General features: G+C 64.8%; 20 protein-coding genes and 1 pseudogene. 15 read left to right on the top strand and 6 right to left on the bottom strand.

From position 1 onward, the window contains the following. Positions 1 to 19: 19 nt before the first annotated feature. From IRZ77_RS03865 to IRZ77_RS03840, 6 genes are all read left to right on the top strand, one after another. The gene (locus IRZ77_RS03865; protein ID WP_196172981.1) at positions 20 to 1210 is read left to right on the top strand and encodes a pyridoxal phosphate-dependent aminotransferase; all 1191 of its coding nucleotides are present in this window, start codon (positions 20 to 22) and stop codon (positions 1208 to 1210) included. After that, positions 1203 to 2618, top strand: coding sequence for an aldehyde dehydrogenase family protein (locus IRZ77_RS03860; protein ID WP_196172980.1), 1416 nt, complete (start codon positions 1203 to 1205; stop codon positions 2616 to 2618). The genes IRZ77_RS03865 and IRZ77_RS03860 overlap by 8 nt, the downstream gene beginning before the upstream one ends. 43 nt (positions 2619 to 2661) lie before the next feature. Continuing rightward, a complete protein-coding gene (locus IRZ77_RS03855) occupies positions 2662 to 3363 on the top strand; it encodes an NAD(P)H-dependent oxidoreductase (protein WP_108480630.1) in 702 nt (233 codons plus the stop codon). Positions 3364 to 3643: 280 nt separating this feature from the next. After that, on the top strand, positions 3644 to 4747 hold the full coding sequence (locus IRZ77_RS03850; RefSeq protein WP_046615228.1) for a polyamine ABC transporter substrate-binding protein: 1104 nt from the start codon (positions 3644 to 3646) through the stop codon (positions 4745 to 4747). A gap of 34 nt (positions 4748 to 4781) precedes the next feature. Next, positions 4782 to 6194, top strand: coding sequence for an aminotransferase (locus tag IRZ77_RS03845; RefSeq protein ID WP_085599165.1), 1413 nt, complete (start codon positions 4782 to 4784; stop codon positions 6192 to 6194). 53 nt (positions 6195 to 6247) lie between these two features. Continuing rightward, on the top strand, positions 6248 to 7081 hold the full coding sequence (locus IRZ77_RS03840) for a helix-turn-helix transcriptional regulator (protein WP_230384923.1): 834 nt from the start codon (positions 6248 to 6250) through the stop codon (positions 7079 to 7081). A gap of 164 nt (positions 7082 to 7245) precedes the next feature. Here the strand turns inward: IRZ77_RS03840 and IRZ77_RS03835 are convergent, their stop codons facing one another. Together IRZ77_RS03835 and catR are read right to left on the bottom strand one after the other, a co-directional pair. Then, the gene (locus IRZ77_RS03835) at positions 7246 to 8580 is read right to left on the bottom strand and encodes a D-serine ammonia-lyase (RefSeq protein ID WP_196172979.1); all 1335 of its coding nucleotides are present in this window, start codon (positions 8578 to 8580) and stop codon (positions 7246 to 7248) included. Positions 8581 to 8622: 42 nt separating this feature from the next. Continuing rightward, the gene (catR, locus tag IRZ77_RS03830) at positions 8623 to 9495 is read right to left on the bottom strand and encodes an HTH-type transcriptional regulator CatR (RefSeq protein WP_196172978.1); all 873 of its coding nucleotides are present in this window, start codon (positions 9493 to 9495) and stop codon (positions 8623 to 8625) included. Positions 9496 to 9630: 135 nt separating this feature from the next. On the opposite strand from catR, the gene IRZ77_RS03825 reads away from it, so the two are divergent. The 5 genes and pseudogenes from IRZ77_RS03825 (at position 9631) to IRZ77_RS03805 (ending at position 15008) form a co-directional block, all read left to right on the top strand. Next, on the top strand, positions 9631 to 10752 hold the full coding sequence (locus tag IRZ77_RS03825; protein WP_196172977.1) for a muconate cycloisomerase family protein: 1122 nt from the start codon (positions 9631 to 9633) through the stop codon (positions 10750 to 10752). A 150-nt stretch (positions 10753 to 10902) separates the two neighbouring features. Beyond that, positions 10903 to 11193, top strand: a complete 291-nt coding sequence (catC, locus tag IRZ77_RS03820; RefSeq protein WP_013973066.1) for a muconolactone Delta-isomerase — start codon at positions 10903 to 10905, stop codon at positions 11191 to 11193. 43 nt (positions 11194 to 11236) lie between these two features. Next, positions 11237 to 12172 carry a catechol 1,2-dioxygenase gene (catA, locus tag IRZ77_RS03815; RefSeq protein WP_196172976.1) on the top strand — a complete coding sequence of 312 codons (936 nt, stop codon included), beginning with the start codon at positions 11237 to 11239 and terminating at the stop codon, positions 12170 to 12172. A 118-nt stretch (positions 12173 to 12290) separates the two neighbouring features. Next, complete coding sequence (locus tag IRZ77_RS03810; protein WP_196172974.1) at positions 12291 to 12785, top strand: GNAT family N-acetyltransferase; 495 nt, start codon at positions 12291 to 12293, stop codon at positions 12783 to 12785. A 126-nt stretch (positions 12786 to 12911) separates the two neighbouring features. Then, a pseudogene (locus tag IRZ77_RS03805) lies at positions 12912 to 15008 on the top strand (putative bifunctional diguanylate cyclase/phosphodiesterase). 169 nt (positions 15009 to 15177) lie between these two features. On the opposite strand, the gene IRZ77_RS03800 reads toward IRZ77_RS03805, so the two are convergent. Then, complete coding sequence (locus IRZ77_RS03800) at positions 15178 to 16002, bottom strand: aldo/keto reductase (protein WP_108480621.1); 825 nt, start codon at positions 16000 to 16002, stop codon at positions 15178 to 15180. 247 nt (positions 16003 to 16249) lie between these two features. Here IRZ77_RS03800 and IRZ77_RS03795 point away from each other — a divergent pair, with 247 nt between their 5' ends. Beyond that, positions 16250 to 17128, top strand: a complete 879-nt coding sequence (locus tag IRZ77_RS03795; protein ID WP_046615238.1) for a DMT family transporter — start codon at positions 16250 to 16252, stop codon at positions 17126 to 17128. A 69-nt stretch (positions 17129 to 17197) separates the two neighbouring features. On the opposite strand, the gene IRZ77_RS03790 is transcribed toward IRZ77_RS03795, so the two are convergent. Continuing rightward, the gene (locus tag IRZ77_RS03790) at positions 17198 to 17794 is read right to left on the bottom strand and encodes a hypothetical protein (protein WP_196172972.1); all 597 of its coding nucleotides are present in this window, start codon (positions 17792 to 17794) and stop codon (positions 17198 to 17200) included. Between the two features lie 99 nt (positions 17795 to 17893). Then, the gene (locus IRZ77_RS03785) at positions 17894 to 18799 is read right to left on the bottom strand and encodes a LysR family transcriptional regulator (RefSeq protein ID WP_025338767.1); all 906 of its coding nucleotides are present in this window, start codon (positions 18797 to 18799) and stop codon (positions 17894 to 17896) included. 388 nt (positions 18800 to 19187) lie between these two features. Between IRZ77_RS03785 and katG the strand changes: the two genes are divergently transcribed. Further along, on the top strand, positions 19188 to 21446 hold the full coding sequence (gene katG / locus IRZ77_RS03780; RefSeq protein ID WP_196172970.1) for a catalase/peroxidase HPI: 2259 nt from the start codon (positions 19188 to 19190) through the stop codon (positions 21444 to 21446). A gap of 116 nt (positions 21447 to 21562) precedes the next feature. Beyond that, entirely contained in the window at positions 21563 to 22891 is a 1329-nt protein-coding gene (gene pssA / locus IRZ77_RS03775; RefSeq protein WP_196172968.1) for a CDP-diacylglycerol--serine O-phosphatidyltransferase, read from the top strand. Positions 22892 to 22940: 49 nt separating this feature from the next. Here pssA and IRZ77_RS03770 read toward each other — a convergent pair whose 3' ends face one another. Beyond that, the gene (locus IRZ77_RS03770; protein WP_046615242.1) at positions 22941 to 23288 is read right to left on the bottom strand and encodes a hypothetical protein; all 348 of its coding nucleotides are present in this window, start codon (positions 23286 to 23288) and stop codon (positions 22941 to 22943) included. A gap of 306 nt (positions 23289 to 23594) precedes the next feature. Between IRZ77_RS03770 and IRZ77_RS03765 the strand changes: the two genes are divergently transcribed. After that, entirely contained in the window at positions 23595 to 24737 is a 1143-nt protein-coding gene (locus tag IRZ77_RS03765; protein WP_196172965.1) for a GGDEF domain-containing protein, read from the top strand. The last annotated feature ends 60 nt before the right edge of the window (positions 24738 to 24797 follow it).

Here is a 24797-nt window from a genome sequence, read left to right as displayed (position 1 = left end):
CCAATGAAGGGAGATTGCCATGCGCTACGCCAAGCTCACTCAACGCATCGCCGGCGACGGGGCCGCGGCCTGGGACATCCACTACCGCGCCTTGGCGCTGCAGGCCGAGGGCAAGGATATCCTGCTGCTGTCGGTGGGTGACCCGGACTTCGACACCCCCGCGCCGATCGTCGAGGCGGCCATCGACAGCCTGCGGGCGGGCCACACTCATTACGCCGATGTGCGCGGCAAGCTGGCGCTGCGCCAGGCCATCGCCAACCGCCACCGCCAGCGCAGCGGCCAGGCCGTCGATGCCGACCAGGTGACGGTACTGGCGGGGGCCCAGTGTGCGCTGTACTGCGTGGCCCAGTGCGTGCTCGACCCGGGTGACGAGGTGATTGTCGCCGAGCCCATGTACGTGACCTACGAGGCGGTGTTCGGGGCCTGTGGCGCCAAGGTGGTGCCGGTGCCGGTCAAGCCGGAGAACGGCTTCCGCGTTTGCCCCCGTGACGTGGCCGCGCGCATCACCTCGCGCACTCGCGCCCTGGCCCTGAACAGCCCGCACAACCCCTCGGGGGCAAGCCTGCCGCGTGCCACCTGGGAAGCGCTGGCCGAACTGTGCATCGCCCACGATCTGTGGCTGATCTCCGACGAGGTGTACAGCGAGCTGTTGTACGACGGCGAGCATGTCAGCCCCGGCAGCCTGCCGGGCATGGCCGAGCGCACCGCCACCCTCAACAGCCTGTCGAAGTCGCATGCCATGACCGGTTGGCGGGTGGGTTGGGTGGTTGGTTCGAGCGAACTGGCCGCCCACCTGGAGAACCTGGCGCTGTGCATGCTGTATGGCTCGCCGGACTTCATCCAGGACGCCGCCGTGGTGGCACTGGAGCAGCAACTGCCCGAGCTCGACAGCATGCGCGAGGCCTATCGCCAGCGCCGCGACCTGGTGTGCGAGCAGTTGGCCGGTTGCCCGGGCATCAAGGTGCTCAAGCCCGATGGCGGCATGTTCGTGATGGTCGACATCCGCGAGACCGGCCTCAGCGCCCAGGCCTTCGCCGACCGCCTGCTCGACAGCCAGGGCGTATCGGTGCTCGCCGGCGAAGCATTCGGCCCCAGCGCTGCCGGGCATATCCGCCTGGGCCTGGTGTTGGGCAACGAGGCCTTGGCCGACGCTTGCCAGCGCATTGCCCGCTGCGCCGCGGCATCGATGCAGGTGCAGGCCCATGCGTGAGTATGCGCGGCTGTACATCGACGGCGCCTGGCAGGTACCGAGCGGGCAGGGCATGGCCGAGGTGATCGACCCGGCCACCGAACAGGTCATCGGCCGGGTGCCGCTGGGCGCGGAGGCCGATGTCGAGCGGGCGGTGACGGCCGCGCGGCGGGCCTTCGATGGCTGGTCGCGTACACCGTCCGGCGTACGTGCCGGGTACATAACGGCGCTGGCCGCACAGCTGAAAAGCCGCGCGGCGGAAATGGCCTCGGTCATCACCGATGAACTGGGCATGCCGGTGCAGTGGTGCCAGGCGGTACAGGTCGAGGGCCCGATTGCCGGGCTGGAGCAGTATGCCGAACTGGCCGGGCTGATGGATGAGGTGCGCGAAGTCGGCAACTCGCTGGTGTACCGCGAGGCCGTTGGCGTTTGCGCGTTCATCAACCCGTGGAACTACCCGTTGCACCAGATGATCGGCAAGCTGGCGCCGGCCCTGGCCGCCGGCTGCACGGTGGTGGTCAAGCCCAGCCAGGAAACACCGCTGCACGCGTTCCTGCTGGCCGAGATGATCGAGGCCATCGGCCTGCCGGCCGGGGTGTTCAACCTGGTCAGCGGGCCGGGGGCCAAGGTTGGCGAGGCCCTTGCCCGGCACCCGCAGGTGGACATGGTGTCGTTCACCGGTTCCACCGGTGCCGGGGTGCGCGTGGCCCAGGCGGCCGCGCCGACGGTGAAGCGGGTGTGCCTGGAGCTGGGCGGCAAGTCGCCGCTGCTGATCACCGCCGACGCCGACCTGCACGCGGCGGTGCGCCATGGCGTGCAGGACGTGATGATCAACTCGGGGCAGACCTGCACGGCCCTGACCCGCATGCTGCTGCCGGCCAGCCGCTACGCCGAGGCGCTGGAGATTGCCGAGGCCGAGACCCGTGCGCTGGTCATGGGCGACCCGCGTGACCCGGCCAGCTTCCTAGGCCCGATGTGTTCGGCAGGCCAGCGGCGCACCGTGCTCGACTACATTCGCCTGGGGCAGGAGGAGGGCGCGCGCCTGCTGTGCGGCGGTGATACGCCAGCCGGCTTCGAGCGTGGCTTCTACGTGGCGCCGACCTTGTTCGCCGATGTCGACAACTGCATGCGTATCGCCCAGGAGGAAATCTTCGGCCCGGTGCTGTGCCTGATCCCCTATGCCGACGAGGCCCAGGCGCTGGCCTTGGCCAACGATTCGCCGTTCGGCCTGTCCAGCGCGGTGTGGGCAGGTTGCCGCGAACACGGCCTGGCCCTGGCGCGGCAGATACGCGCCGGGCAGTGCTTCATCAACGGTGGTGGGTTCAACTACCAGGCACCGTTCGGTGGTTACAAGCAGTCTGGCAATGGGCGCGAGTGGGGCGAGGAGGGCCTGGCGGAGTTCGTCGAGGTGAAAGCGGTGCAGTGCTGAGCCACAGCTGGAAGACAACCTGTTTTGTGTGAGGAGAATGTTTGTGAATGTACTGATCGTCCACGCTCACCCCGAGCCGCAATCGTTCACTGCCGCCCTTCGTGACCAGGCCGTGGAAACCTTCCGCGCCCAGGGCCACCAGGTGCAGGTCAGCGACCTGTACGCCATGGGCTGGAACCCAGTGGCCAGTGCCGATGATTTCACCCAGCGCGAGAACCCCGAGTACCTGGTGTATGCCCTGGAGCAGCGCCAGGGGGTCAAGCGTGGCGCCATTGCCGCGGATATCCAGCAGGAGCTGGACAAGCTGCTGTGGGCCGACTTGCTGGTGCTGAACTTCCCGATCTTCTGGTTCTCGGCGCCGGCCATGCTCAAGGGCTGGATCGACCGCGTGCTGGTGTCGGGGGTGTGCTATGGCGGCAAGCGCTTCTACGACCAGGGCGGGTTGGCAGGCAAGAAAGCGCTGGTGACCGTGACCCTGGGCGGGCGCGAGCACATGTTTGGCGACGGGGCGATTCATGGGCCGCTGGAGGACATGCTGCGGCCGATCTTGCGCGGTACGCTGGCCTACGTCGGCTTCGAGGTGCTGCCGCCGTTCGTGGCCTGGCATGTGCCGTACATCAGTGACGAGGCGCGGCAGGGCTTTTTGCAGCAGTACCGACAGCGCCTGGAGCAGCTCTCGGACGACCAGCCTCTGGTGTTCCCGCGCCTTGAGCAGTTTGATGAGGCGTTGTACCCGCTGACCTGACCTTTCTCCTGTGCCAGCCACTGGGGCCGCGTTGCGGCCCTTTCGCGACACAAGGCCGCTCCCACAAGGACTGCGCAGCCTTCGAAGCTGGCAGTGAACCTGTGGGAGCGGCCTTGTGTCGCGAAAGGGCTGCAAAGCAGCCCCCAAAGATTCGGCAGGCTGTTGAGATCCACCTGCCAAAAAACGACCACCCACACATTCGGGGTATGTTCCCCTTCGGCAAATCCCTCGATAGTGCCTGCATCGGCTCGATCCCGAGCATTCACACGATGGAGTTGCCATGCGCAAGGTACTGAAGGTGATTGGCGGTCTGCTGCTGGCGTCTGGCGCCAGCCTGGCCCAGGCGGCAGAGGTGGACAGCGGTAACACGTTGCGGTTGTACAACTGGACCGACTACATCGGCGAAACCACCCTGGCCGACTTCGAGAAGGCCACCGGCATCAAGGTCATCTACGACACCTTCGACGGCTACGAAACGGTACAGACCAAACTGCTCACCGGCCGCTCCGGCTACGACCTGGTCATGCTGAATGCTTCCCTGGTACCCCCGCTGATCAGTGCCGGAGTGTTCCAGGCACTGGACAAGCAGCAACTGCCCAGCTGGCACAACCTCGACCAGCAGGTGGTGAACAACCTGCAAGGCTACGACCCCGGCCTGAAATACTCGGCGCCCTACACCTGGGGCAGCTCGGGGGTAACCTACAACGTCGACAAGATCACCGCGCGCATGCCCGATGCCCCCATCGGCTCGCTGGCCATGCTGTTCGACCCCAGGATCGTCTCGCGCTTTGCCGACTGTGGCGTCACCCTGATGGACGCGCCGACCGAAGTCATCCCGCTGGCCCTGCAGTACCTGGGCAAGGACCCACGCAGCGCATCGCCTGCCGACCTCAAGGCGGCCGAACAACTGCTGCTGGGCATTCGCCCGTACATTCGCAAGTTCGACTCGGTCAACTACCTCACCAGCCTGCCCAACGGCGATGTCTGCCTGGCCCTGACCTGGTCCGGCGACTACGCCACCGCCCAGGCTCGTGCGGTGGAAGCGAAGAAGAACATCAAGCTGTCGTTCTTCATCCCCCAGGAAGGCTCGCTGATCTGGTTCGACAACTTGTACATCCCCAAGGATGCACCGCACGTGGCCAACGCCCACCGCTTCATCGAGTTCCTGCTGCAGCCGCAGACCATGGCCAAGGTCACCGACTACATCCACTACGCCAACAGCAACGCTGCCGCCACGGCGTTGGTGCGCGAGGAGATCCGCCAGGACCCGGCCATCTACCCCGACGCGCAAACCCGCGAGCGCCTGTTCGCGCAGAAAACCCAGAGCCCGAAGGACATGCGCGCCATCACCCGGGTCTGGAGCACGGTCAAGACCGGTTTCTGAACACCGCCCAACGATCACTGCCAAGGAGCTGCCCATGGCTACCCCAAGCAAAGCATTCGCCACTGCCAACGACCCGCTGGTGGAAGCCGACAAGGCCCACTACATGCACGGCTACCATGTGTTCGACGAGCACCGCGAGCAAGGCGCGCTGAACATCGTTGCCGGCGAGGGCGCCTACATCCGCGATACCCACGGCAACCGCTTCCTCGATGCAGTCGGCGGCATGTGGTGCACCAACATTGGCCTGGGCCGTGAGGAGATGGCCCTGGCCATCGCCGACCAGGTACGCCAGCTGGCCTATTCCAACCCGTTCTCCGACATGGCCAACGATGTGGCCATCGAGCTGTGCCAGAAGCTCGCGCAGCTGGCGCCGGGTGACCTGAACCATGTGTTCCTCACCACCGGCGGCTCGACCGCGGTCGACACTGCCTACCGGCTGATCCAGTACTACCAGAACTGCCGTGGCAAGCCGCACAAGAAGCACATCATCGCCCGCTACAACGCCTACCACGGCTCCACCACGCTGACCATGTCGATCGGCAACAAGGCCGCTGACCGGGTGCCGGAGTTCGATTATCACCACGACCTGATCCACCACGTGTCCAACCCCAACCCGTACCGTGCCCCGCACGACTTGGACGAGGCCGAGTTCCTCGACTTCCTGGTGGCCGAGTTCGAGGACAAGATCCTCTCGCTGGGGGCCGACAACGTGGCGGCGTTCTTCGCCGAGCCGATCATGGGCTCGGGTGGGGTGATCATTCCGCCCAAGGGCTACTTCCAGCGCATGTGGCAGCTGTGCCAGACCTACGACATCCTGTTCGTCGCCGACGAAGTGGTGACCTCGTTCGGGCGCCTGGGCACCTTTTTCGCCAGCGAGGAACTGTTCGGCGTAACTCCCGATATCATCACTACCGCCAAGGGCCTGACCTCGGCCTACCTGCCGCTGGGGGCATGCATCTTCTCCGAGCGCATCTGGCAGGTGATCGCCGAGCCGGGCAAGGGCCGCTGTTTCACCCACGGCTTCACCTACAGTGGCCACCCGGTGTGCTGCACCGCGGCGCTGAAGAACATCGAGATCATCGAGCGCGAGCATTTGCTGGAGCATGTCAAGGACGTTGGCGCTTACCTGGAACAGCGCCTGCAAAGCCTGCGCGAGCTGCCGCTGGTGGGGGATGTGCGCTGCATGAAGCTGATGGCCTGTGTCGAGTTCGTTGCCGACAAGGCCAGCAAGGCGCTGTTTGCCGACGAGGTGAACATTGGCGAACGCATCCACAGCAAGGCCCAGGCCAAGGGGTTGCTGGTGCGGCCGATCATGCACCTGAACGTGATGTCGCCGCCGTTGATCGTCACCCATGCGCAGGTGGACGAGATCGTCGAAACCCTGCGCCAGTGCATCATCGAAACCGCGCGCGAACTCACGGCGCTTGGCCTGTACCAGGGCCGATGAACCTGGCGCAAAGGCCTGTGCGCGGGCGTGCCTGGCAGGCTAGACTGCCGGGCATGACCCAGGCCTCTCCCGACACCCCGCTTACCCTTTCACTGGGCGCGCTGCAGCAATGGCATGCGGCGCTGCAACGCGCATTGGCCCACAGCGAAACGCCCGAGGCGCTGGCCCATGTGGCGGCAGCCATCGGCCAGCTGGTGCAGGTGGAATCGATGATGATCAGCCTCGAGTGCCAGGGGCGGGCACCGCAACTGCTGTACCAGCAAGGCATCCCCGACCTGCACCGCGCCGCCGTGCTGGAGCGCTATTTCACTGCCGGCTACCTGCTCGACCCGTTCTGCCTGGCCGTGCAGAGCGGCCTGGCCGAGGGCTTCTACCACCTGCAGGAAATCGCCCCGGACAACTTCTTCGACAGCGATTACTACAAGGCTTATTACCTGGGCACTGGTTGCAGTGAAGACAGCTACTACATCGTCGACCTGAGCGCTGGCCGCAAGTTGTCGCTGAGCCTGTTCCAAGGCTGCAGCGGCACGCGCCTGAGCGCGGGCCAGATCGACCTGCTGCGTGCGCTGGAGCCGATGGTGCGCGAACTGCTGGGGCGCTATGCCCGGCACCATCTGGAGCCCGGCCCCGCGCCGGCGGAGCGTGGCGGCCTGCAGGCGGCGTTCGACAGTTTCGGCTGCCAGGTGCTGACCGACCGTGAGCGGGAGGTGGCGCACATGATCCTGCGCGGGCATTCGGTGAAGTCCACCGCGCTGGAGCTGGGCATCTCGCCGGAAACCGTGCGCATGCACCGCAAGAACCTGTACCTGAAGCTGCAGATCAACTCGCAGTCGGAGTTGTTTGCGCGGTTTATCGACTGGCTGCGCGGCGATCATCTGCCGGCCTAGCAGCAAAGGAGCAACTGCCTTGCTCAAATCTGAAAGCTGGCGCGGTCCCCTGTGGGAGCCGGGTTCACCCGCGAAGCAGGCACCGCGGTATATGGCACGGGCTTCGCCCGTGTTCGCGAGTGAACCCGCTCCCACAGGTACAGCGCTGCCCCCCCCTATAATTCTCAGCCCCTGCCTTTAGCCAGATAGGCCGCAAACTCTGCCTCCGGCACCATGCTGCCACCGGTCCCCCACACCAGATGCGTGGCCCGCTCCATGCGCCCGGCCGACAGGCCAATGCGCGCCAGGTACTCAGGTGATTCAAGCACCTTGACCATGCCCGGCATCCCCGCCAGCGCCGAAGGCTCCAGCCGCGTGTTCTCCTGGTCATGGGCCAGTACCAACAGCCGGTACAGCGCCTCGTCGCTGACCGTGTAATAACCATCGAGCAAACGCTGCATCGCCTTGCCGACAAAGCCGGAAGGGCGGCCCACCGCCAGGCCATCGGCGGCGGTCAGGTTGTCGATGCCGAAATCCTGCACGCTGGTGGCATCATGCAAACCGCTATACACCCCCAGGAACATGCACGGCGAGTGGGTGGGCTCGGCGAAGATGCAGTGCACATGGTCGCCCCAGATCAGCTTCAGGCCGAACGCCACGCCACCTGGGCCGCCGCCGACCCCGCAGGGCAGGTAGACGAACAATGGGTGCTGGGCGTCTACCTTGATGCCCGCAGCCTCGAACTGGGCGGCCAGCCGCTCGGCCGCCACTGCATAGCCAAGGAACAGGTGTGGTGAATTCTCGTCGTCGACGAAGTAGCAGCTCGGGTCCGCCGCCGCCTGCTGGCGCCCTTGCTCCACTGCCACGCTGTAGTCGCTTTCGTACTCGACCACGCACACGCCGTGGGCGCGCAGCTTGTCCTTCTTCCATTGGCGGGCATCGGCCGACATGTGCACGGTGGCCTGAAAGCCCAGCCTGGCACTCATGATGCCGATCGACAGGCCGAGGTTGCCGGTCGAGCCGACCGCAACCTTGTACTGGCTGAAGAATTGCCGGGCCTGGTCGCTGGCCAGTACCCGGTAATCGCTGTCGAGGTGGATCAGGCCGGCCTCCAGCGCCAGGTCCTCGGCATGCTTGAGTACTTCATGAATACCGCCCCGGGCCTTGATCGAACCGGAGATCGGCAGCTCGCTGTCGGCCTTGAGCCAGAGTGAACCGCTGGCGGGCAGGCCCGCTGCCTGCAGCAAGGTGGCGTGCAGGGTGGGCAGCGGGCGCAGCGGCGACTCGATGATGCCGCCGCTGGTGGCGGTGTCCGGGAACACCTTGGCCAGGTACGGGGCAAAGCGTGCCAGCCGGGCACTGGCGGCACTGACATCGGCGGCGCCAAGGCCGACATCGGCCAGGGCCTGGGCGGCAGGGGCGATGTGCGGGTTGAACCAACGGGTTTCGCGCAGGGCCACCAGGTCTTCGATCAGAGGATGGGAGCTGCACCATGCTTGCAGTGTCTTGCCGTGAATCATGCTGGGTTTCCTGTTGGTTGATGATGACCGGGGAGCGCACGCTCATTCGGCCTGCTGCGCAATCAATGCCAGGCAGCGCCGCACGATCGGGCTCACATCGCCCTTGCGCCGGCTGAGGATGATCGGGCTGACGGCGCCGCTGTCGAGCAGGCTTACATATTCGATATCGGTGCGGTGCTGCTGCTGCACCGACGCCGGCACCAGCGTGACGCCTACGCCGACGGCCACCAGGCCGATGGCAGTCTGCAGTTCGTTGGCCCACTGGCTGACGCGGATGCTCATGCCGTGGTGCGCGAACAGCGCCAGCACATGGTCTGCATAGCTGGGCCGCGGGTTGGCCGGGTAGAGGATGAACGCCTCGCCAGCCAGCTGGGCGAGTGTGAGCGGGCTGCTCCCCAGCGGGTGGCCCTTGGGCAGTACGGCCACCAGTGGGTCTTCGCACAGCACTTGCTGGTGAATGGCCGGGTCATCGATGCGAATGCGCCCGAAGGCGATGTCGATGCGCCCGCTTTTCAACGCCTCCACCTGCTGCAGCGTGGTCATCTCGTTCAGGCCCAGCTCCAGCTCGTTGTCCTGACGCAGTTCGCGGATCAGCTCCGGCAGCACCTTGTACAGGGTCGAGGGGGCAAATCCGATCCCCAACCACTGACGCTGGCCCTGGCCGATGCGACGGGTGTTGTCGCTGATGTTCTCCAGCTGCTGCAGCACGGTGCAGCTCTGCTCGTAGAAGAAGCGACCCGCCTCGGTCAGCCGCAGCGGGCGCTCGCGCACCACCAGCAAAGTACCGAGCTGGTCCTCGAGCTGGCTGATCTGCCGGCTCAGCGGTGGCTGGGCAATGTGCAGCAGCTCGGCGGCGCGAGTGAAGTTCAGGGTTTCGGCCAGGACCTTGAAGTAACGCAGGTGGCGCAGCTCCATCAGACCTCCAGGGTATGGTGGGAGATTCATTCGATATTGGACGGCTATCAGGGTCTCGCGCAATCCTTGAACAAGCAAGTAAATGCACCACTCGGGCCTGCGGCTGGCAGCCCGAAACTACGGGACCTGGCAACAATGACAAGCGCGCTGATTGAACGTATAGAGGCAATTATCGTCGACCTGCCGACCATTCGCCCGCACAAGCTGGCGATGCACACCATGCAGCAGCAGACCCTGGTGGTATTGCGTGTTCGCTGCAGTGATGGTGTGGAAGGCATCGGCGAGGCCACCACCATTGGCGGCCTGGCCTATGGCTACGAAAGCCCCGAGGGCATCAAGGCCAACATCGATGCGCACCTGGCGCCGGCGCTGATCGGCCTGCCGGCAGACAACATCAACGCCGCCATGCTCAAACTGGACAAGCTGGCCAAGGGCAACACCTTTGCCAAGTCGGGTATCGAGAGTGCCTTGCTCGATGCCCAAGGCAAGCGCCTGGGCCTGCCGGTCAGCGAACTTCTGGGTGGCCGCGTGCGTGACAGCCTGGAAGTGGCCTGGACCCTGGCCAGCGGCGACACCGCCCGCGACATCGCCGAAGCCTTGCACATGCTGGAGATTCGTCGGCATCGGGTGTTCAAGCTGAAGATCGGCGCCAACCCGTTGGCCCAGGATCTCAAACACGTGGTGGCGATCAAGCGCGAACTGGGCGACAGCGCCAGCGTGCGGGTCGACGTCAATCAGTATTGGGACGAATCCCAGGCCATCCGTGCCTGCCAGGTGCTCGGCGACAACGGCATCGACCTTGTCGAGCAACCGATTTCGCGCATCAATCGCAGCGGCCAGGTGCGCCTCAACCAGCGCAGCCCGGCGCCGATCATGGCCGACGAGTCGATCGAAAGCGTCGAGGACGCCTTCAGCCTGGCAGCCGACGGCGCGGCCAGCATCTTCGCCCTGAAAATAGCCAAGAACGGCGGCCCTCGCGCCGTACTGCGCACCGCGCGAATCGCCGAGGCTGCCGGCATCGCCCTGTATGGCGGGACCATGCTCGAAGGCTCGATCGGCACCCTGGCTTCGGCTCACGCCTTTCTGACCCTGCGCCAGCTCACCTGGGGCACCGAGCTGTTCGGGCCGCTGCTGCTGACCGAAGAAATCGTCAATGAGCCGCCGCTGTACCGCGACTTCCAGCTGCACGTGCCACACACACCGGGCCTGGGCCTGACCTTGGACGAACAGCGCCTTGCGCGCTTCGCCCGCCGCTGAGTCACGCTGGCTGAAAGAACACACAACCCCTGTGGGAGCGGCTTTGGCCGCGAAACAGGCGACGCGGTGGATGGCACGGGCTTCGCCCGTGTTCGCGGGTAAACCTGCTCCCACAGTGTTCGCGCCAAATCAGAAAAAGGAGATACCAGCATGCTGTTCCACGTGAAGATGACCGTGAAACTGCCGGTCGACATGGACCCGGCCAAGGCTGCCCGGCTCAAGGCCGACGAAAAGGAACTGGCCCAGCGCCTGCAACGCGAAGGCACTTGGCGCCACCTGTGGCGCATTGCCGGGCACTACGCCAACTACAGCGTGTTCGACGTGCCCAGTGTCGAGGCGCTGCACGACACCCTGATGCAGCTGCCGCTGTTCCCTTACATGGACATCGAGGTCGACGGCCTGTGCCGGCACCCCTCGTCGATTCACAGCGACGACCGCTGAGACGCACCTGTCAACCTGACAAGAACAAGATGAGGCAAGCACGATGACCGTGACAATTTCCCATACTGCCGATGTTCAGGCGTTCTTCAAGGAAGTGGCCGGCCTGGGCCATGCCGAAGGCAACCCACGCTTCAAGCAGATCATCCTGCGTGTGCTGCAAGACACTGCACGCCTGGTCGAAGACCTGGAAATCACCGAAGACGAGTTCTGGCATGCCGTCGACTACCTCAATCGCCTGGGTGGCCGTAACGAAGCCGGCCTGCTGGCGGCGGGCCTGGGCATCGAGCACTTCCTCGACCTGCTGCAGGATGCCAAGGACGCCGAGGCCGGCCTGACTGGCGGCACCCCGCGCACCATCGAAGGCCCGCTGTATGTGGCAGGGGCGCCGCTGGCGCAGGGCGAAGCGCGAATGGATGACGGTAGCGACCCGGGTGTGGTGATGTTCCTCCAGGGCCAGGTGTTCGATGCCGAAGGCAAGCCGTTGGCCGGCGCCACCGTCGACCTGTGGCACGCCAACACCCAAGGTACCTATTCGTACTTCGACTCGACCCAGACCGAGTACAACCTGCGCCGGCGCATCATCACCGATGCCGAAGGGCGCTACCGCGCGCGCTCCATCGTGCCGTCGGGTTACGGCTGCGACCCGCAGGGGCCGACCCAGGAATGCCTGAACCTGCTCGGCCGTCACGGCCAGCGCCCGGCGCACGTGCACTTCTTCATCTCGGCGCCGGGGCACCGCCATCTGACCACGCAGATAAACCTGGCTGGTGACAAGTACCTGTGGGATGACTTCGCCTATGCCACCCGTGACGGGCTGGTCGGCGAGCTGTGCTTCGTCGAGGATGCTGCGGCGGCGCGTGATCGCGGCGTAGAAGGTGAGCGTTTTGCCGAGCTGACGTTCGACTTCCATCTGCAGGCGGCCAAGGCGCCAGACGCCGAGGCACGCAGCCATCGCCCGCGTGCGTTGCAAAACAGTTGAGCCCTATCAATCGATGACTGGTTTTGGCCTGGGCCTTTCCGTGCGGGGAGGGCCTGGGCTTTTTGCTGCCAGGGGCTGTTGATCTAGAATCCGCCTTTTTACCCGAGCCCTTCGCATCATGCTGCCCATCGAACTGCTGGCGACCACTGCCGACCAGGCCCCGCTGATTCGCAACCTCTACCAGTTCTACGCCTACGAGTCCTCGGACTGGGAGCAGGAAGACGTCGAAGTGGACGGCCGCTTCTATATCCATGACGAGCACCTGCAACGATATTGGCAGGCCGATGGCTGGGGCGCGTATCTGGTGCTGGCAGATGGTTTCATCGCCGGTTTCGTGCTGGTCGAGCGCAGCGAACTGCCGGGCATCGATGCGTTCGAACTGGCCGACCTGTTCATCCTGAAAAAGTACCGCCGACAGGGCATCGGCCGGGCGGTGGCGTTGCAGCTGCTGGGCGGCGATGGTGATTGGCTGATGCGCTGTTACGCAAAGGACGCGCCTGCCGTGGCCTTCTGCAATGCCGTGCTGGCCGAGCTGTCGCGCCCGGCGCAGCCCATAGCCCTGGATGACGGACCAGGCTTGCTCAATTTCCTGGTCACGGGCGCACGTCATTGAGGGTGGCCAGCCTTCGTTCGCAAATTGAAGGGATCGTGGCTTTTTGTGAGCTACTTCACAAAATCGTCATCGGAGGCATAATGCCACCAATCCTTTTCACGCCTTTCGAAGGCCCAGGTAAAGTTCATGTCGCTAGTCGCAAGCCCCGACATCATGTACCGGCTGTTGATCCAGAGTGTGGTGGACTATGCCTTCTACCTGCTCACCCCCGAAGGGATCGTCGCCAACTGGAACCCCGGCGCCCAGCGCGCCAAGGGCTACCTGGCCGAGGAAATCGTCGGCCAGCACTACTCGTTGTTCTACACCGATGCCGAGCGCGCCGCCGGGCTGCCCGCGCTCAATCTTGAGCAGGCGCGCAGCACCGGGCGCTTCGAAGAGGTCGGTTCGCGCCTGCGCAAGGACGGCACGACCTTCCATGCCCATGTGGTGATCGACGCGGTTTACGATGATGCCGGGCAACTGGTGGGCTTCGCCAAGGTCACCCGCGACATTTCCGAGCGCCACCGGCAAGAGCTGGAACTGCTGCAGGCCAAGGAACTGGCCGAGCAGTACAGCCAGGAAATGGCCAAGCTGTCGCAGTTTCTTGATTCGGTGATTGCCAATATCCCCGCCAGCGTCATTGTCCAGGACCTGGAAAGCCAGCGCATCCTGCTGGCCAACCAGCAGGCCGAACGCCTGTTCGGCGGGCCGCAGCGCAGCATGATCGGGCAGCTGCCCGGCGAATGCCTGGCACCGGGTGCTGCCGGCTACCTGGAACAGCAACTGGCCCGTGGCGCCCGCAGCACCAAGGGCCATGCCGCCGAAACCCGGGTCGACACAGCCTGCGGCCCACGCACCCTGCGCAGCCGCACCTTGCTCAGCCAGAACCGTGAAGGCCAGGCCGACTATGTGCTGTTCGTTGCCGAAGACGCCACCGAAGAGCTGGCTGCCCACGCGCAGATCCACCACATGGCGCACCACGATGCGCTGACCGGGCTGCCCAACCGCACCCTGTTCAACGAACGCCTGCGCCAGGCGCTGGTGCGTGACAGCGAGCACGCCAAGCTGACCGCCGCCCTGTGCCTGGACCTGGACAACTTCAAGAACATCAACGATTCGCTGGGCCACGCCTTTGGCGACAAGCTGCTGCGCGCGCTGGGCAAGCGCCTGCGCCGCGAGCTGCGCGAACACGACACCCTGGCCCGCCTGGGCGGCGACGAGTTTGCCGTGGTGCTGACCGGCCTGGAAGGCCGGGAGGCCGCATGCAACACTGCGCAGCGCCTGATCAACGCGGTCTGCCCACCGTTCCAGATCGAGGGGCACCAGTTCACGGTGGGGGTGAGCATCGGTATTGCCATTGCGCCTGACGACAGCGACCAGGCCTAGCAACTGCTGGGCTACGCCGACATGGCGCTGTACGAGGCCAAGCGCAATGGCCGCAACCGCTACGAGTGTTTCAACGTCGAACTGGACGTCGCCGCCCGCCAGCGCCGCCTGGTGGAAACCGACCTGCGCACCGCGTTGCACCTGGGCCAGTTGCAGTTGCATTACCAGCCGGTGGTCGATCAGCAGACCAGCAGCGTTACCGGCTATGAGGCGCTGCTGCGCTGGGAGCACCCGACCCGCGGCATGGTCATGCCCATGGACTTCATCCCCATCGCCGAGGAAACCGGGCTGATCCATGAACTGGGCGCCCGGGCGCTGAACCTGGCCTGCCAGGAGGCGGCCAGCTGGGACAGCGAGCAGACGGTCTCGGTCAACCTGTCGGCGGTGCAGTTCAAGAATGCCAACCTGGTGCACACCGTGGCCTTGGCGCTGGCCGACTCAGGCCTGCCGCCACAGCGGCTGGAGCTGGAGGTCACCGAGTCGGTGCTGCTGGGCAACAGCGAGGAAAACGTGCGTACCCTGCGTGCACTGAAGGACCTGGGGGTGGCCATTTCGCTGGACGATTTCGGCACCGGGTATTCCTCGCTGGGCTACCTGCGTTCGTTCCCGTTCGACCGGATCAAGATCGACAAGTCGTTCGTGCATGACATGTGCGACAGCCGCGAGGCGATGTCGATCATCCGCGCCATTACCGACCTGTCCAACAGCCTGATGATCAAGACGACGGCCGAGGGCGTGGAGTCAGAGGAGCAGATGCGCCGGTTGGCGGCGGAGGGTTGCTCGCACTTCCAGGGCTACCTGTACGGGCGACCTGCACCGGCGAACGAGCGCTTGAAGCAGGTCATGACGCCGGCATAACGGTTTGCGCGGCCCATTGTGGGAGCGGCCTTGTGTCGCGATTGGGGCGCGCAGCGCCCCCAACATTTTCAGCTTCGCCGCAAAAATTGCCGGGGCCGCTTTGCGGCCCTTTCGCGACACAAGGCCGCTCCCACAGAGATCGTGCCAGCTTTCAGATATTGAGCAGCAATCAGCTGTTCCAGTCCGGCGCAAACGCCGGGCTCACCACCCGCTGGTTTTTCGGCAACCCGGCAATCGCCGCGCGGTCCTCGTCATCCAGTTGCACGGTCGAGGCCGCCAGGTTGGCCAGCTGGTTCTCGCGGCTGCCGGCCTTGGGGATCACCGCCACGCCGTCCTGGTCCAGCAACCACTTCAGCGCCACCTGGCTGGGCAGCACGCCATGCTTGCGGGCGATCGCCTGGATCACCGGCTGCGCCGCCGCCTGCCCACGGGCCAGCGGGGTGTAGGCGGTGAGCAGCAGGTCGTGGCGGCGGGCATAGTCCAGCAGCGGTTGCTGGCCGAGCAGCACGTGGTATTCCACCTGGATCGCCGACAATGGTGCGCCCAGCGTTTCCACCACCTGGCGCAGCAGCCCCAGCGGGAAGTTGGCCACGCCGATGCTGCGCGCCTTGCCCTCGTCACGCAGGGCCACCAGGGTTTCGATGCTGCGGGCCAGGTCCCAGTCCTGGGCGGGCCAGTGGATGTGGAACAGGTCGACCTGCTCGGTACCCAGCGCGCGCAGGCTGTCCTCCAGCGACTGGCGCATGGCCTTGGGCGCCAGGCGATCCCACCATACCTTGGTGGTCAGGTGAATATGCTCGCGCGGTACATCGCTGTCGCGCAGGGCCTGGCCGACGGCGGCCTCGTTTTCATAGGCAGTGGCGGTATCGATATGCCGGTAACCCACTTCAAGCGCCTGGCGCACGGCCTGGGTGCACTCGCTGCCGGTCATTGGCCAGGTGCCCAGACCGATCGCGGGCAGGTCCAGGCCGTTTCGGGTGGTGAGCCTTTGCATGTAAATTCCTTGTAGGGTGTGCAGGGTTCGCATTGGATGGTCGGCGATCAGCACGGCACGGGCCATGCGCGCGGGGCGGAAAGTGGTCGATCAGCGAACAGAAACTGCAGTCGGCCTTGGCTGGCGGCAATTGAACTTCCTTATTCTTTGGCATCTCTTCTAGAATCCGAGCTGTTGCATCCGCCAGGCTGTGCCTGCGCGGCCTTCACTGGGCGCCGCATCCAGCCGCGCCGTCATCGAGAGTGCCATGAGTTCCAGCACACCGCTGTCCGGAGTCAACCAACCCCTGCGCGGCATCGCCCTGGTGGTGGTGGCGACATTCCTGTTCGCCAGCCACGATGCCCTGTCCAAGTTCCTCGGCGGCCTGTACCCGATCATCATGGTGGTGTGGGCGCGGTATGTGGTGCATACGCTGCTGATGGCCGGCATCTTTCTGCCAAAGGCCGGCCTCAACGTGCTGCGTACCCGCCGCCCGCTGTTGCAGACGTTACGTGCCCTGAGCCTGCTGAGCACCAGCCTGCTGTTCACCACCGGCCTGCAGTACCTGCCGCTGGCCGAAGCCACGGCGGTCAACTTCCTCGCCCCGGTGCTGGTCACCGCACTGTCGGCACCACTGCTGAAGGAGCGGGTGACGGTGGGGCAATGGGTGGCGGTGGTGATGGGCTTCATCGGCGTGCTGGTGGTGGTGCACCCGGGCGGGGCGATGTTCACCCCGGCCATCCTGTATCCGTTCGGTTCGGCGCTGGGCTTCTGCTTCTACCAATTGTTGACGCGTATCCTGGCTTCGCACGACAGCCCGACCACCAGCAACTTCTATGCGGGGTTGTGCAACACCCTGGCGATGAGTGCGCTGGTGCCGTTCTTCTGGGAGATGCCGCGTTGGGACCATGCGCTGCTGATGCTGGCGCTGGGTGGCTTTGGCATGACTGCGCACCTATTGCTGACCCAGGCCTTCCGCCATGCGGCACCGGCGTTGCTGGCGCCGTTCAGTTATTGCCAGATCGTGTTTGCCGGTTTGCTTGGGTTGGTTGCCTATAGCCAGGTGCCGGATACCTTGAGCCTGGTGGGCATCTCGGTGATCTGCCTGAGTGGGCTGGGGGCGGCGTGGATGCAGCGGGGTAAGTAGAAGGCCGTTATTACAGCACCGACCTGTAGGAGCTGTGCCCAAGCATTGCGCTAGACCAGTGGAAGGCCCTCAAACGCGACCCTTCAACAACGCCTGCAACGAATCGTCAAAGTCCCGCAGCGCATCTGCCTGCACCGCCCGCTCATCCTCGACCACCCGCGCCACATCGCCCAGGCGCTTGCTGGCCCGTCCTTCAGCGCGGCCGATATAGGTCAACTGGTCATCGAAAAAGCGAGCTACCACCCGGCTTTCGATATCCGCGCTGGCCAAACGGCTTTCGGTGTCCAGCAGCACGATCACATCCGGGTGGTCGCCCAGCAGCGTGTCCAGGTCGTCATAGAACGTCACTTCGGCAAACTGCTGCGCCAGTGACCGCGCCAGCCAGTCATACGCCTGGCTCTCGCTGCGCAGGGGCGCCACCGGGACGCGCTGGCCCTGGGCCGGCGCGGTGGCCTGGGTGCGATGGCTGCCGAGGTATTCGAGGGTCGCTGCGGCATCACGTCCCAGCAGCACGGCCACCCGCTGGCCAGGGCCCAGGATGACACTGGAAATGGCCGTGGCCGAATAGAAGTGCCCGTAGGGCTGCGTGTCGGTAGCCGCCGGGCTGGCACAACCGCCAAGGGCGGCCAGCAAGGCTAGCAGGGCTGCGATCATGCCGGTTTTCATGGGAGGCCTCATCAATCAGTGAATGCCGCCATCTTCCAACCGGGCTGTTCGCAGCGGAACTTGATGGCATTCATGGTAGCTATCGATGAGGTCGATGAATCACTGCGTGGCCATGAATTGCAGGATGCGTTCGCGCAGCCAGCGCTCGGCGGGGTCATTGTCCTGGGCGCCGCTCCAGACCATCGACAGTTCAGCCTCGGTGATGTCGAACGGCGCCGGGTCGGCGCGCAGGCTGCCGTCGTCGGCCAGGGCGCAGGCGGCGTAGTCCGGCACCGTGGCGATAAGTTCGGTGTTGCGCAGCAGGGCGCGCAGGCTGCCGAACTGCGGCACCGCCAGCACCACCTTGCGGCAACGGCCGATGCGTGCCAGGTCAAGGTCGATATTGCCGCTCATGTCGCCGGAGAACGACACCATTACATGTGGGCGGGCGCAGTATTCGTCGAGGGTCAGCGGGCCTGGACGGTCATCGGCGCGCAGCACCCGCACGCCGATGTTACGCAGCTTTCGGCGCTTGGCGGTGGCCGGCAGGTCAGTGGTGTAGCTCACGCCCACCGAGATCTCGCCGCTGGCCAACAGCCCTGGCATCAGCAGGAAGTTGGCTCGGCGCACCACCACGCTGATGTTCGGGGCCTCTTCGCGCAGGGCCTGCAGCAGGGCCGGGAACAGGCCGAACTCGGCATCGTCCGACAGGCCGAGGCGGAACACGTTGCAGCTGTTGACCGGGTCGAACTCGCGGGCGCGACTGATGGCGGCGGAAATCACGTCCATGGCCGGCCCCAGCTCGGCGAAGATCTGCATGGCCCGTGGGGTGGGCTCCATGGCCCGGCCGTTGCGGATCAGCAGCGGGTCGTCGAACAGCTCGCGCAGGCGGGCGAGGGCGGCGCTGACGGTGGGTTGGGTGATGAACAGCTTTTCGCCGACCCGGGTCAGGTTGCGTTCGATCATCAGGGCTTCGAACAGTACCAGCAGGTTCATGTCGACGCGGCGCAGGTCGTTGCGGTTCATGAGTGGGCGGGTTCCGGAGTAGAGGGGGTGGCGGTGTATTGAAGCATGTGGCCAGCCTGATTGCCTTGTATGGATGTGCCGGCCTCTTCGCGGGTAAACCCGCTCCTACAGGATCATCATGGGAAAGCTGACAGAGCCAACCTATCACCCCTCAATAGCCACTCTATTAGAACTCTGTCCAAGCTCGGCTAGTCTTTCCCCTGGCCCCGCGAGTTCCGCGAGCGGGCGGCGTGTCAGCACCTGCGTGCAAGACCGCACCAACCCCATCGTGACAGCTTCGCAAGCCCCGTGTAGACCTGATGAGGGGTTGCACGAGCCCACGCGCTCGGCTGAAAGAACACCTGGCAATGACCGGAAATCTGGATAACCGACCCAAAGGTACCCGCAGATGTCGAACGAATCGAAATGCCCGTTCCATCAAACCGCAGGTGGCGGCACCACCAACCGTGACTGGTGGCCTGACCAGCTCAACCTGAGAATTCTTCACCAACATTCCTCCAAGTCCGACCCGATGGACCCGGGTTTCGACTATGCCAAGGCGTTCAAGAGCCTCGACTTCCAGGCCCTGAAGCAAGACCTGACCGCCTTGATGACCGACTCCCAGGACTGGTGGCCCGCCGACTTCGGCCACTACGGCCCGCTGTTCATCCGCATGGCCTGGCACAGCGCCGGCACCTACCGCATCGGCGATGGCCGGGGTGGTGCAGGCTCTGGCCAGCAGCGCTTCGCCCCGCTCAACAGCTGGCCGGACAACGTCAGCCTGGACAAGGCCCGGCGCCTGCTGTGGCCGATCAAGCAGAAGTACGGCAACAAGATTTCCTGGGCCGACCTGATCGTGCTCACCGGCAACGTCGCCCTCGAATCGATGGGATTCAAGACCTTCGGTTTCTCTGGCGGGCGTGCCGATGTCTGGGAGCCGGACGAGGACGTGTACTGGGGCTCGGAAAAGGTCTGGCTGGGCGGAGACATTCGTTATGGCAATGAGCAGGTCAAGGCCCAGCCGCCAGGCCAGGGTGACCTGGTAGCCGAGCCAGCCAAGCACGCAGAGGAGCAAAGCCGGGACCTGGCCGGCGAGCGCAACCTGGAAAACCCGCTGGCTGCCGTGCAGATGGGCCTGATCTACGTGAACCCGGAAGGCCCGGACGGCAACCCCGACCCGGTGGCCTCGGGCAGGGACATCCGTGACACCTTCGGCCGCATGGCCATGAACGATGAAGAAACCGTGGCGCTGATCGCCGGGGGCCACGCCTTCGGCAAGACCCACGGTGCCGGCCCTGCCGACAACGTCGGCCCCGAGCCGGAAGCAGCAGGCCTGGAGCAGCAGGGGTTGGGCTGGGCCAACAAGTTCGGCAGCGGCAAAGGTGGCGACACCATCACCAGCGGCCTCGAAGTGACCTGGACCTCGACCCCCACCCGATGGAGCAACGAATACCTCAACAACCTGTTCAACTTCGACTGGGAACTGACCAAGAGCCCGGCCGGTGCCCACCAGTGGCGGCCGAAGGAGGGCAAGGGGGCAGGCACTGTGCCGGATGCCCATGACCCGGCCAAGCGCCACGCGCCTTCCATGCTCACCTCCGACCTGGCACTGCGCTTCGACCCGATCTATGAGCCGATCGCCCGCCGCTTCAAGGACAACCCTGACCAGCTGGCAGACGCCTTCGCCCGCGCCTGGTACAAGCTGATCCACCGCGACATGGGCCCATTGGCGCGCTACCTCGGCCCGGAAATGCCCAACGAAGAGCTGCTGTGGCAAGACCCGCTGCCAAAAGTCGACCATCCGCTGGTAGGCGAGCAGGACGTTGCCGAGCTCAAGGCCAAGGTGCTGGCGACGGGCCTGAGCGTTGGCGAGCTGGTGGCCACAGCCTGGGCGGCGGCGTCGACCTTCCGCGGTTCGGACAAGCGTGGCGGGGCCAATGGTGGCCGCCTGCGCCTGGCGCCGCAGAAGGACTGGCCGGCTAACCAAGGCACGGGCAAAGTGCTGGCGGCGCTCGAGAAGATCCAGGCCGAGTTCAATGCCGGTGGCAAGAAAATCTCCCTGGCCGACCTGATCGTTCTGGCTGGCGCCGCCGCAGTGGAAAAGGCTGCCAAGGACGCCGGGCACAACGTCAGCGTGGCGTTCCGCCCGGGGCGTACCGATGCCTCCCAGGCGCAGACCGACGTCGAGTCGTTCGCCGTGCTGGAACCGCTGGCCGATGGCTTCCGCAACTTCACCAAGGCCCGCTACAGCGTCAAGGCCGAGAAGCTGTTGCTGGACAAGGCCCAGCTGTTGACCCTGACCGCACCGGAAATGACCGTGCTGATCGGCGGCCTGCGCGTGCTCGGTGCCAACCATGGCGGCAGCCAGCAGGGCGTGTTCACCGACAAGGTCGGTACCCTGAGCAACGACTTCTTCCGCAACCTGCTGGACATGGGCGTTGAGTGGAAGCCGACCTCGGCGGATAACGAAGCCTTCGAAGGACGGGACCGCAAGACCGGGCAGGTTAAATGGACAGGTAGCCGGGTTGACCTGGTGTTCGGTTCCCATGCCCAGTTGCGGGCGTTGAGCGAGGTGTACGGCAGCAGTGATGGCCGGGACAAGTTCGTGCGGGACTTTGTGGCGGCCTGGGAGAAAGTGATGGAGCTGGATCGCTTTGACCTGAAATAGCTTCGTCAGAAATGGGGGCTGCGAAGCAGCCCCCATGCTCTCCGGGGGCTGGACCATTTCAATCTTCCTGTGCAAGCTGGTGCACGACAGTGATTGCACACAGAAGGTAATCGTTCGTGAACCCCGAAACCATGCTGGCGGCATTGCCAGGCTACGCCATGTCGGCAGAGTCCATCCAGGTGCTGCCCGATGCCAAGGCCTACCGCGCCTGCCTGCTTGAGCGCATCCGCGCCGCAACCCGGCGTATCGTCATCGTTGCGTTGTACCTGCAGGAAGACGAGGCTGGCCAGGAAGTGCTGGATGCCCTGTACCAGGCCAAGGCCGCGCGGCCAGGGCTGGAAATCACCATCGTGGTCGACTGGTTCCGTGCCCGCCGTGGCCTGCTGGGCGCCGGCCGCCAGCCGGGTAACGCCGCCTGGTACCAGGCACAGCGCCAGCACCATGGGCTGGACATCGTCATCCATGGCGTACCGGTCCAGACCCGCGAGCTGTTCGGCGTGTTGCACCTGAAGGGCAGCATCATCGACGACTGCGTGATCTACACCGGCGCCAGCCTCAACAACGTGTACCTGCACCGTTTCGACCGTTACCGCCTGGACCGCTACCACCTGTTCCAGTCACCAGAGCTGGCCGATGCGATGGTCGGGCTGGTGCGACGCCTGCTGCACCACACCGCCACACCGCGCCTCGACCTGCCGGCGCCACCCTCTACCCGCAGCCTGCGCGGTGACATCCGGCGCTTGCGCGCGCGGCTGCGGCGCATGGCCTATGAGGCACCGGCCAGCGCAGCAGGGCAGGGCCTGCGGGTTATTCCGCTGTTGGGTGTGGGCCGTGGCAACCCGCTGAACCGGGCGCTGTGCGCCTTGCTGGCGGCGGCGCGCGCACAGGTCATCATCAGCACGCCGTACTTCAACCCACCCCGGGTGCTGATGCGCGAGCTCGACCATGCCCTGGCGCGTGGCGTGCGGGTGGAGCTGATCGTTGGTGATCGCACGGCCAACGATTTCTATATCGCCCCTGGCGAGCCGTTCAGCGCCAGCGGCGCGTTGCCCTACCTGTACGAAGACAACCTGCGCGCTTTCACCCGACGTCGCCACGCTGCGATTGCAAGCGGCCAGCTGCAGGTGCGGATCTGGAACGACCCCGGGCATACCTTCCATGCCAAGGGCGTGTGGGTCGACCAGCGCTATTCGCTGCTGACCGGCAACAACCTGAACCCGCGCGGCTTCAACCTGGACCTGGAGAACGGCCTGCTGATCGATGACCCGCAAGAGCAATGGCTGGGGCCACGGGAGGCAGAGTTGGCCGAGTTGCGCCGGCATGCGCCGAAGATCGGCTCGGCAGAGGAATTGGGAGTCAAGGCCGAGCACCCCAAGGAAGTGCGCAGGTTCCTGCGGCGGCTGCGCTATAGCCGACTGGAGCCGCTGATCAAACGGGTGCTCTGAGGGAATTCAAGCGTTTTTGTGGGAGCGGCCTTTTTGTCCGGGCAACGGCTTACTGCGCCGGGGCCAGGCGAATACCACTCACCTGCACCTGATCACCGGGCTTGAAGCGGGCATTGGGCGAGCGATAGCGCTGGGTACTGCCGTCGTCATGGCGTACCACGTAGGCTGCATCGCTGTGTCCGCTGCCTTGTTGCACGGCGGCTCCGCCAAATGCACCCAGGGCTGCACCTGCGATGGCGCCGAACGGGCCGCCGAGCGCGGCACCGACCATCAGGCCGGTGACGCCCCCGACGCCATGGCCCACCGTGTTGTCGGGGCTTTCCGAGAGCACCTCGTCGGCGCAGGCGGGCAGGGCGATGGACAGGGACATCGCCAGAGGGAGAAGGATATTTTTCATGATGGTTATTTCCGCAAGGCAGGTAGTGGCGAAGAGAATGGTTCAGCTTTCGTGCCAGCTGGGCAGCCCTTGCAGATGGGGGTGTTACGCTGGTGTGTTGTCATAACGACAGCAGTTTTTGTGGTGCAAATGACTGGCTGATGTCAATATGACATTTCGCCCGCACGGTATTGGCCAGGGCTGGGCTATCATTTGCAGGCTGGTGGTGTAAGGCTCCTCTGAAAAGTCATCACGAGCGCATACAATCGGGCCTTTTCCTCGTCAACCAGATAGGCCAAACCGTTCATGGCGCTTGATCCACCCACGATGCTGACTATCTCGATCGCCCTGGCTGCCGCGGCTGCGTTGTACCTGGCGATCGAGTGGCGCAGCGTCCGCGAGCCGTCACTGCTGTTCTGGAGCGCAGGCTTTGCCACCATCACGATTGGTTCCACCCTGGCCTTGCTGCGCGGCATCGGTTTGTTGCTGATCGGTATCTGGTTCGCCAACGGCCTGCTGGTGGTGGCGCACTGGTTCTTCCTGATGGGTGTGTTGCGTTTTACCCAGGAGCGGCTGTCGCGTATCTGGTTATCGGTCGTGCTGGTGTGGTTCGCCTTGCTGCTGTTGCCTGTGGGGCCGCAGTGGTCGAAGGTGATGCTGATGGTCAACTCGTTGCTGGTGGCGCTGTTGACGCTCAAGGCCAGCTGGCTGTTGCGGCCGCATGGCAGGTCGCTGAGTGTTGGCGCGGTGCAGTTGCGCTATGTGTTGCTGGTTCATGGGTTGTTCTATGTGGCCAAGGCGATCATTGCGATCACACCGGGTACGTTGATTGACCTGGCCACCTTCGGCGGGCTGATCATTCAGGTTTCGTTGGTCGAAGGTGCGATGGCGATCATGCTGATTGCCTTGTCGATGACTGGCACCGTGCGCTACCGGCGCGAGGAGCGGATTGCCCGCCTGGCAGCCCGTGACCCGTTGACAGCGCTGTACAACCGACGTGCACTGGAGGTGCGGGCGGGGCCTTTCTTCAAGGCAGTGGACTCGGCGCAACCCGGGGCCTTGCTATTGATCGACATCGACAATTTCAAACTGGTCAACGACCTGCACGGGCATGTTGCGGGGGACCGCTTGCTGATTGCCCTGAGCGAGATGATTCGTGCGGTGCTGCCCGAGCGCTCGCTGGCGGCGCGGCTGGGTGGTGATGAGTTCGTCATTCTGCTGTGTGGTGCGAGCAGCGAGCGGGTCATGGAGCTGGGAGGACTGCTGCGCGAGCAGTTCCAGCAGTATGCCAGCAAGACGGTACCTACGCCGCAGCCGGTCACCTTGAGCATCGGCGCCAACCTGTTCGACCAACCGCCGACGAGCCTTGCAGCCTTGATCGAGCAGGGGGATGTCGCCTTGTACCAGTCCAAGCGCGGTGGGCGCGACAGCATCCGCTTCGTCGAACGACCGATGACCGATCTCAGTTAGCCATATCCAAAAAGCCAAATAGCTGCAGGCCCCGTCCGTGGGGCCTCAGCAAGAATGGCG

The sequence above is a fragment of the Pseudomonas pudica genome (assembly GCF_015680405.1).
Classification (GTDB): Bacteria; Pseudomonadota; Gammaproteobacteria; order Pseudomonadales; family Pseudomonadaceae; genus Aquipseudomonas; species Aquipseudomonas pudica.
Note: the sequence above shows the minus strand (reverse complement) of the source record. Positions and strands in the feature narration are given on the sequence as shown.

Bases quoted from the DNA above. Each gene is read 5' to 3' on its own strand.
- IRZ77_RS03785 (WP_025338767.1), bottom strand. From the start codon at position 18,799: ATGAACCGCAACGACCTGCGCCGCGTCGACATGAACCTGCTGGTACTG.
- IRZ77_RS03850 (WP_046615228.1), top strand. From the start codon at position 3,644: ATGCGCAAGGTACTGAAGGTGATTGGCGGTCTGCTGCTGGCGTCTGGC.
- catR (WP_196172978.1), bottom strand. From the start codon at position 9,495: ATGGAGCTGCGCCACCTGCGTTACTTCAAGGTCCTGGCCGAAACCCTG.
- IRZ77_RS03860 (WP_196172980.1), top strand. From the start codon at position 1,203: ATGCGTGAGTATGCGCGGCTGTACATCGACGGCGCCTGGCAGGTACCG.
- IRZ77_RS03800 (WP_108480621.1), bottom strand. From the start codon at position 16,002: ATGCAAAGGCTCACCACCCGAAACGGCCTGGACCTGCCCGCGATCGGT.
- IRZ77_RS03840 (WP_230384923.1), top strand. From the start codon at position 6,248: ATGACCCAGGCCTCTCCCGACACCCCGCTTACCCTTTCACTGGGCGCG.
- IRZ77_RS03795 (WP_046615238.1), top strand. From the start codon at position 16,250: ATGAGTTCCAGCACACCGCTGTCCGGAGTCAACCAACCCCTGCGCGGC.
- IRZ77_RS03835 (WP_196172979.1), bottom strand. From the start codon at position 8,580: ATGATTCACGGCAAGACACTGCAAGCATGGTGCAGCTCCCATCCTCTG.
- IRZ77_RS03770 (WP_046615242.1), bottom strand. From the start codon at position 23,288: ATGAAAAATATCCTTCTCCCTCTGGCGATGTCCCTGTCCATCGCCCTG.
- IRZ77_RS03810 (WP_196172974.1), top strand. From the start codon at position 12,291: ATGCTGCCCATCGAACTGCTGGCGACCACTGCCGACCAGGCCCCGCTG.
- IRZ77_RS03825 (WP_196172977.1), top strand. From the start codon at position 9,631: ATGACAAGCGCGCTGATTGAACGTATAGAGGCAATTATCGTCGACCTG.
- IRZ77_RS03790 (WP_196172972.1), bottom strand. From the start codon at position 17,794: ATGAAAACCGGCATGATCGCAGCCCTGCTAGCCTTGCTGGCCGCCCTT.
- catA (WP_196172976.1), top strand. From the start codon at position 11,237: ATGACCGTGACAATTTCCCATACTGCCGATGTTCAGGCGTTCTTCAAG.
- katG (WP_196172970.1), top strand. From the start codon at position 19,188: ATGTCGAACGAATCGAAATGCCCGTTCCATCAAACCGCAGGTGGCGGC.
- catC (WP_013973066.1), top strand. From the start codon at position 10,903: ATGCTGTTCCACGTGAAGATGACCGTGAAACTGCCGGTCGACATGGAC.
- IRZ77_RS03865 (WP_196172981.1), top strand. From the start codon at position 20: ATGCGCTACGCCAAGCTCACTCAACGCATCGCCGGCGACGGGGCCGCG.
- IRZ77_RS03765 (WP_196172965.1), top strand. From the start codon at position 23,595: ATGCTGACTATCTCGATCGCCCTGGCTGCCGCGGCTGCGTTGTACCTG.
- IRZ77_RS03845 (WP_085599165.1), top strand. From the start codon at position 4,782: ATGGCTACCCCAAGCAAAGCATTCGCCACTGCCAACGACCCGCTGGTG.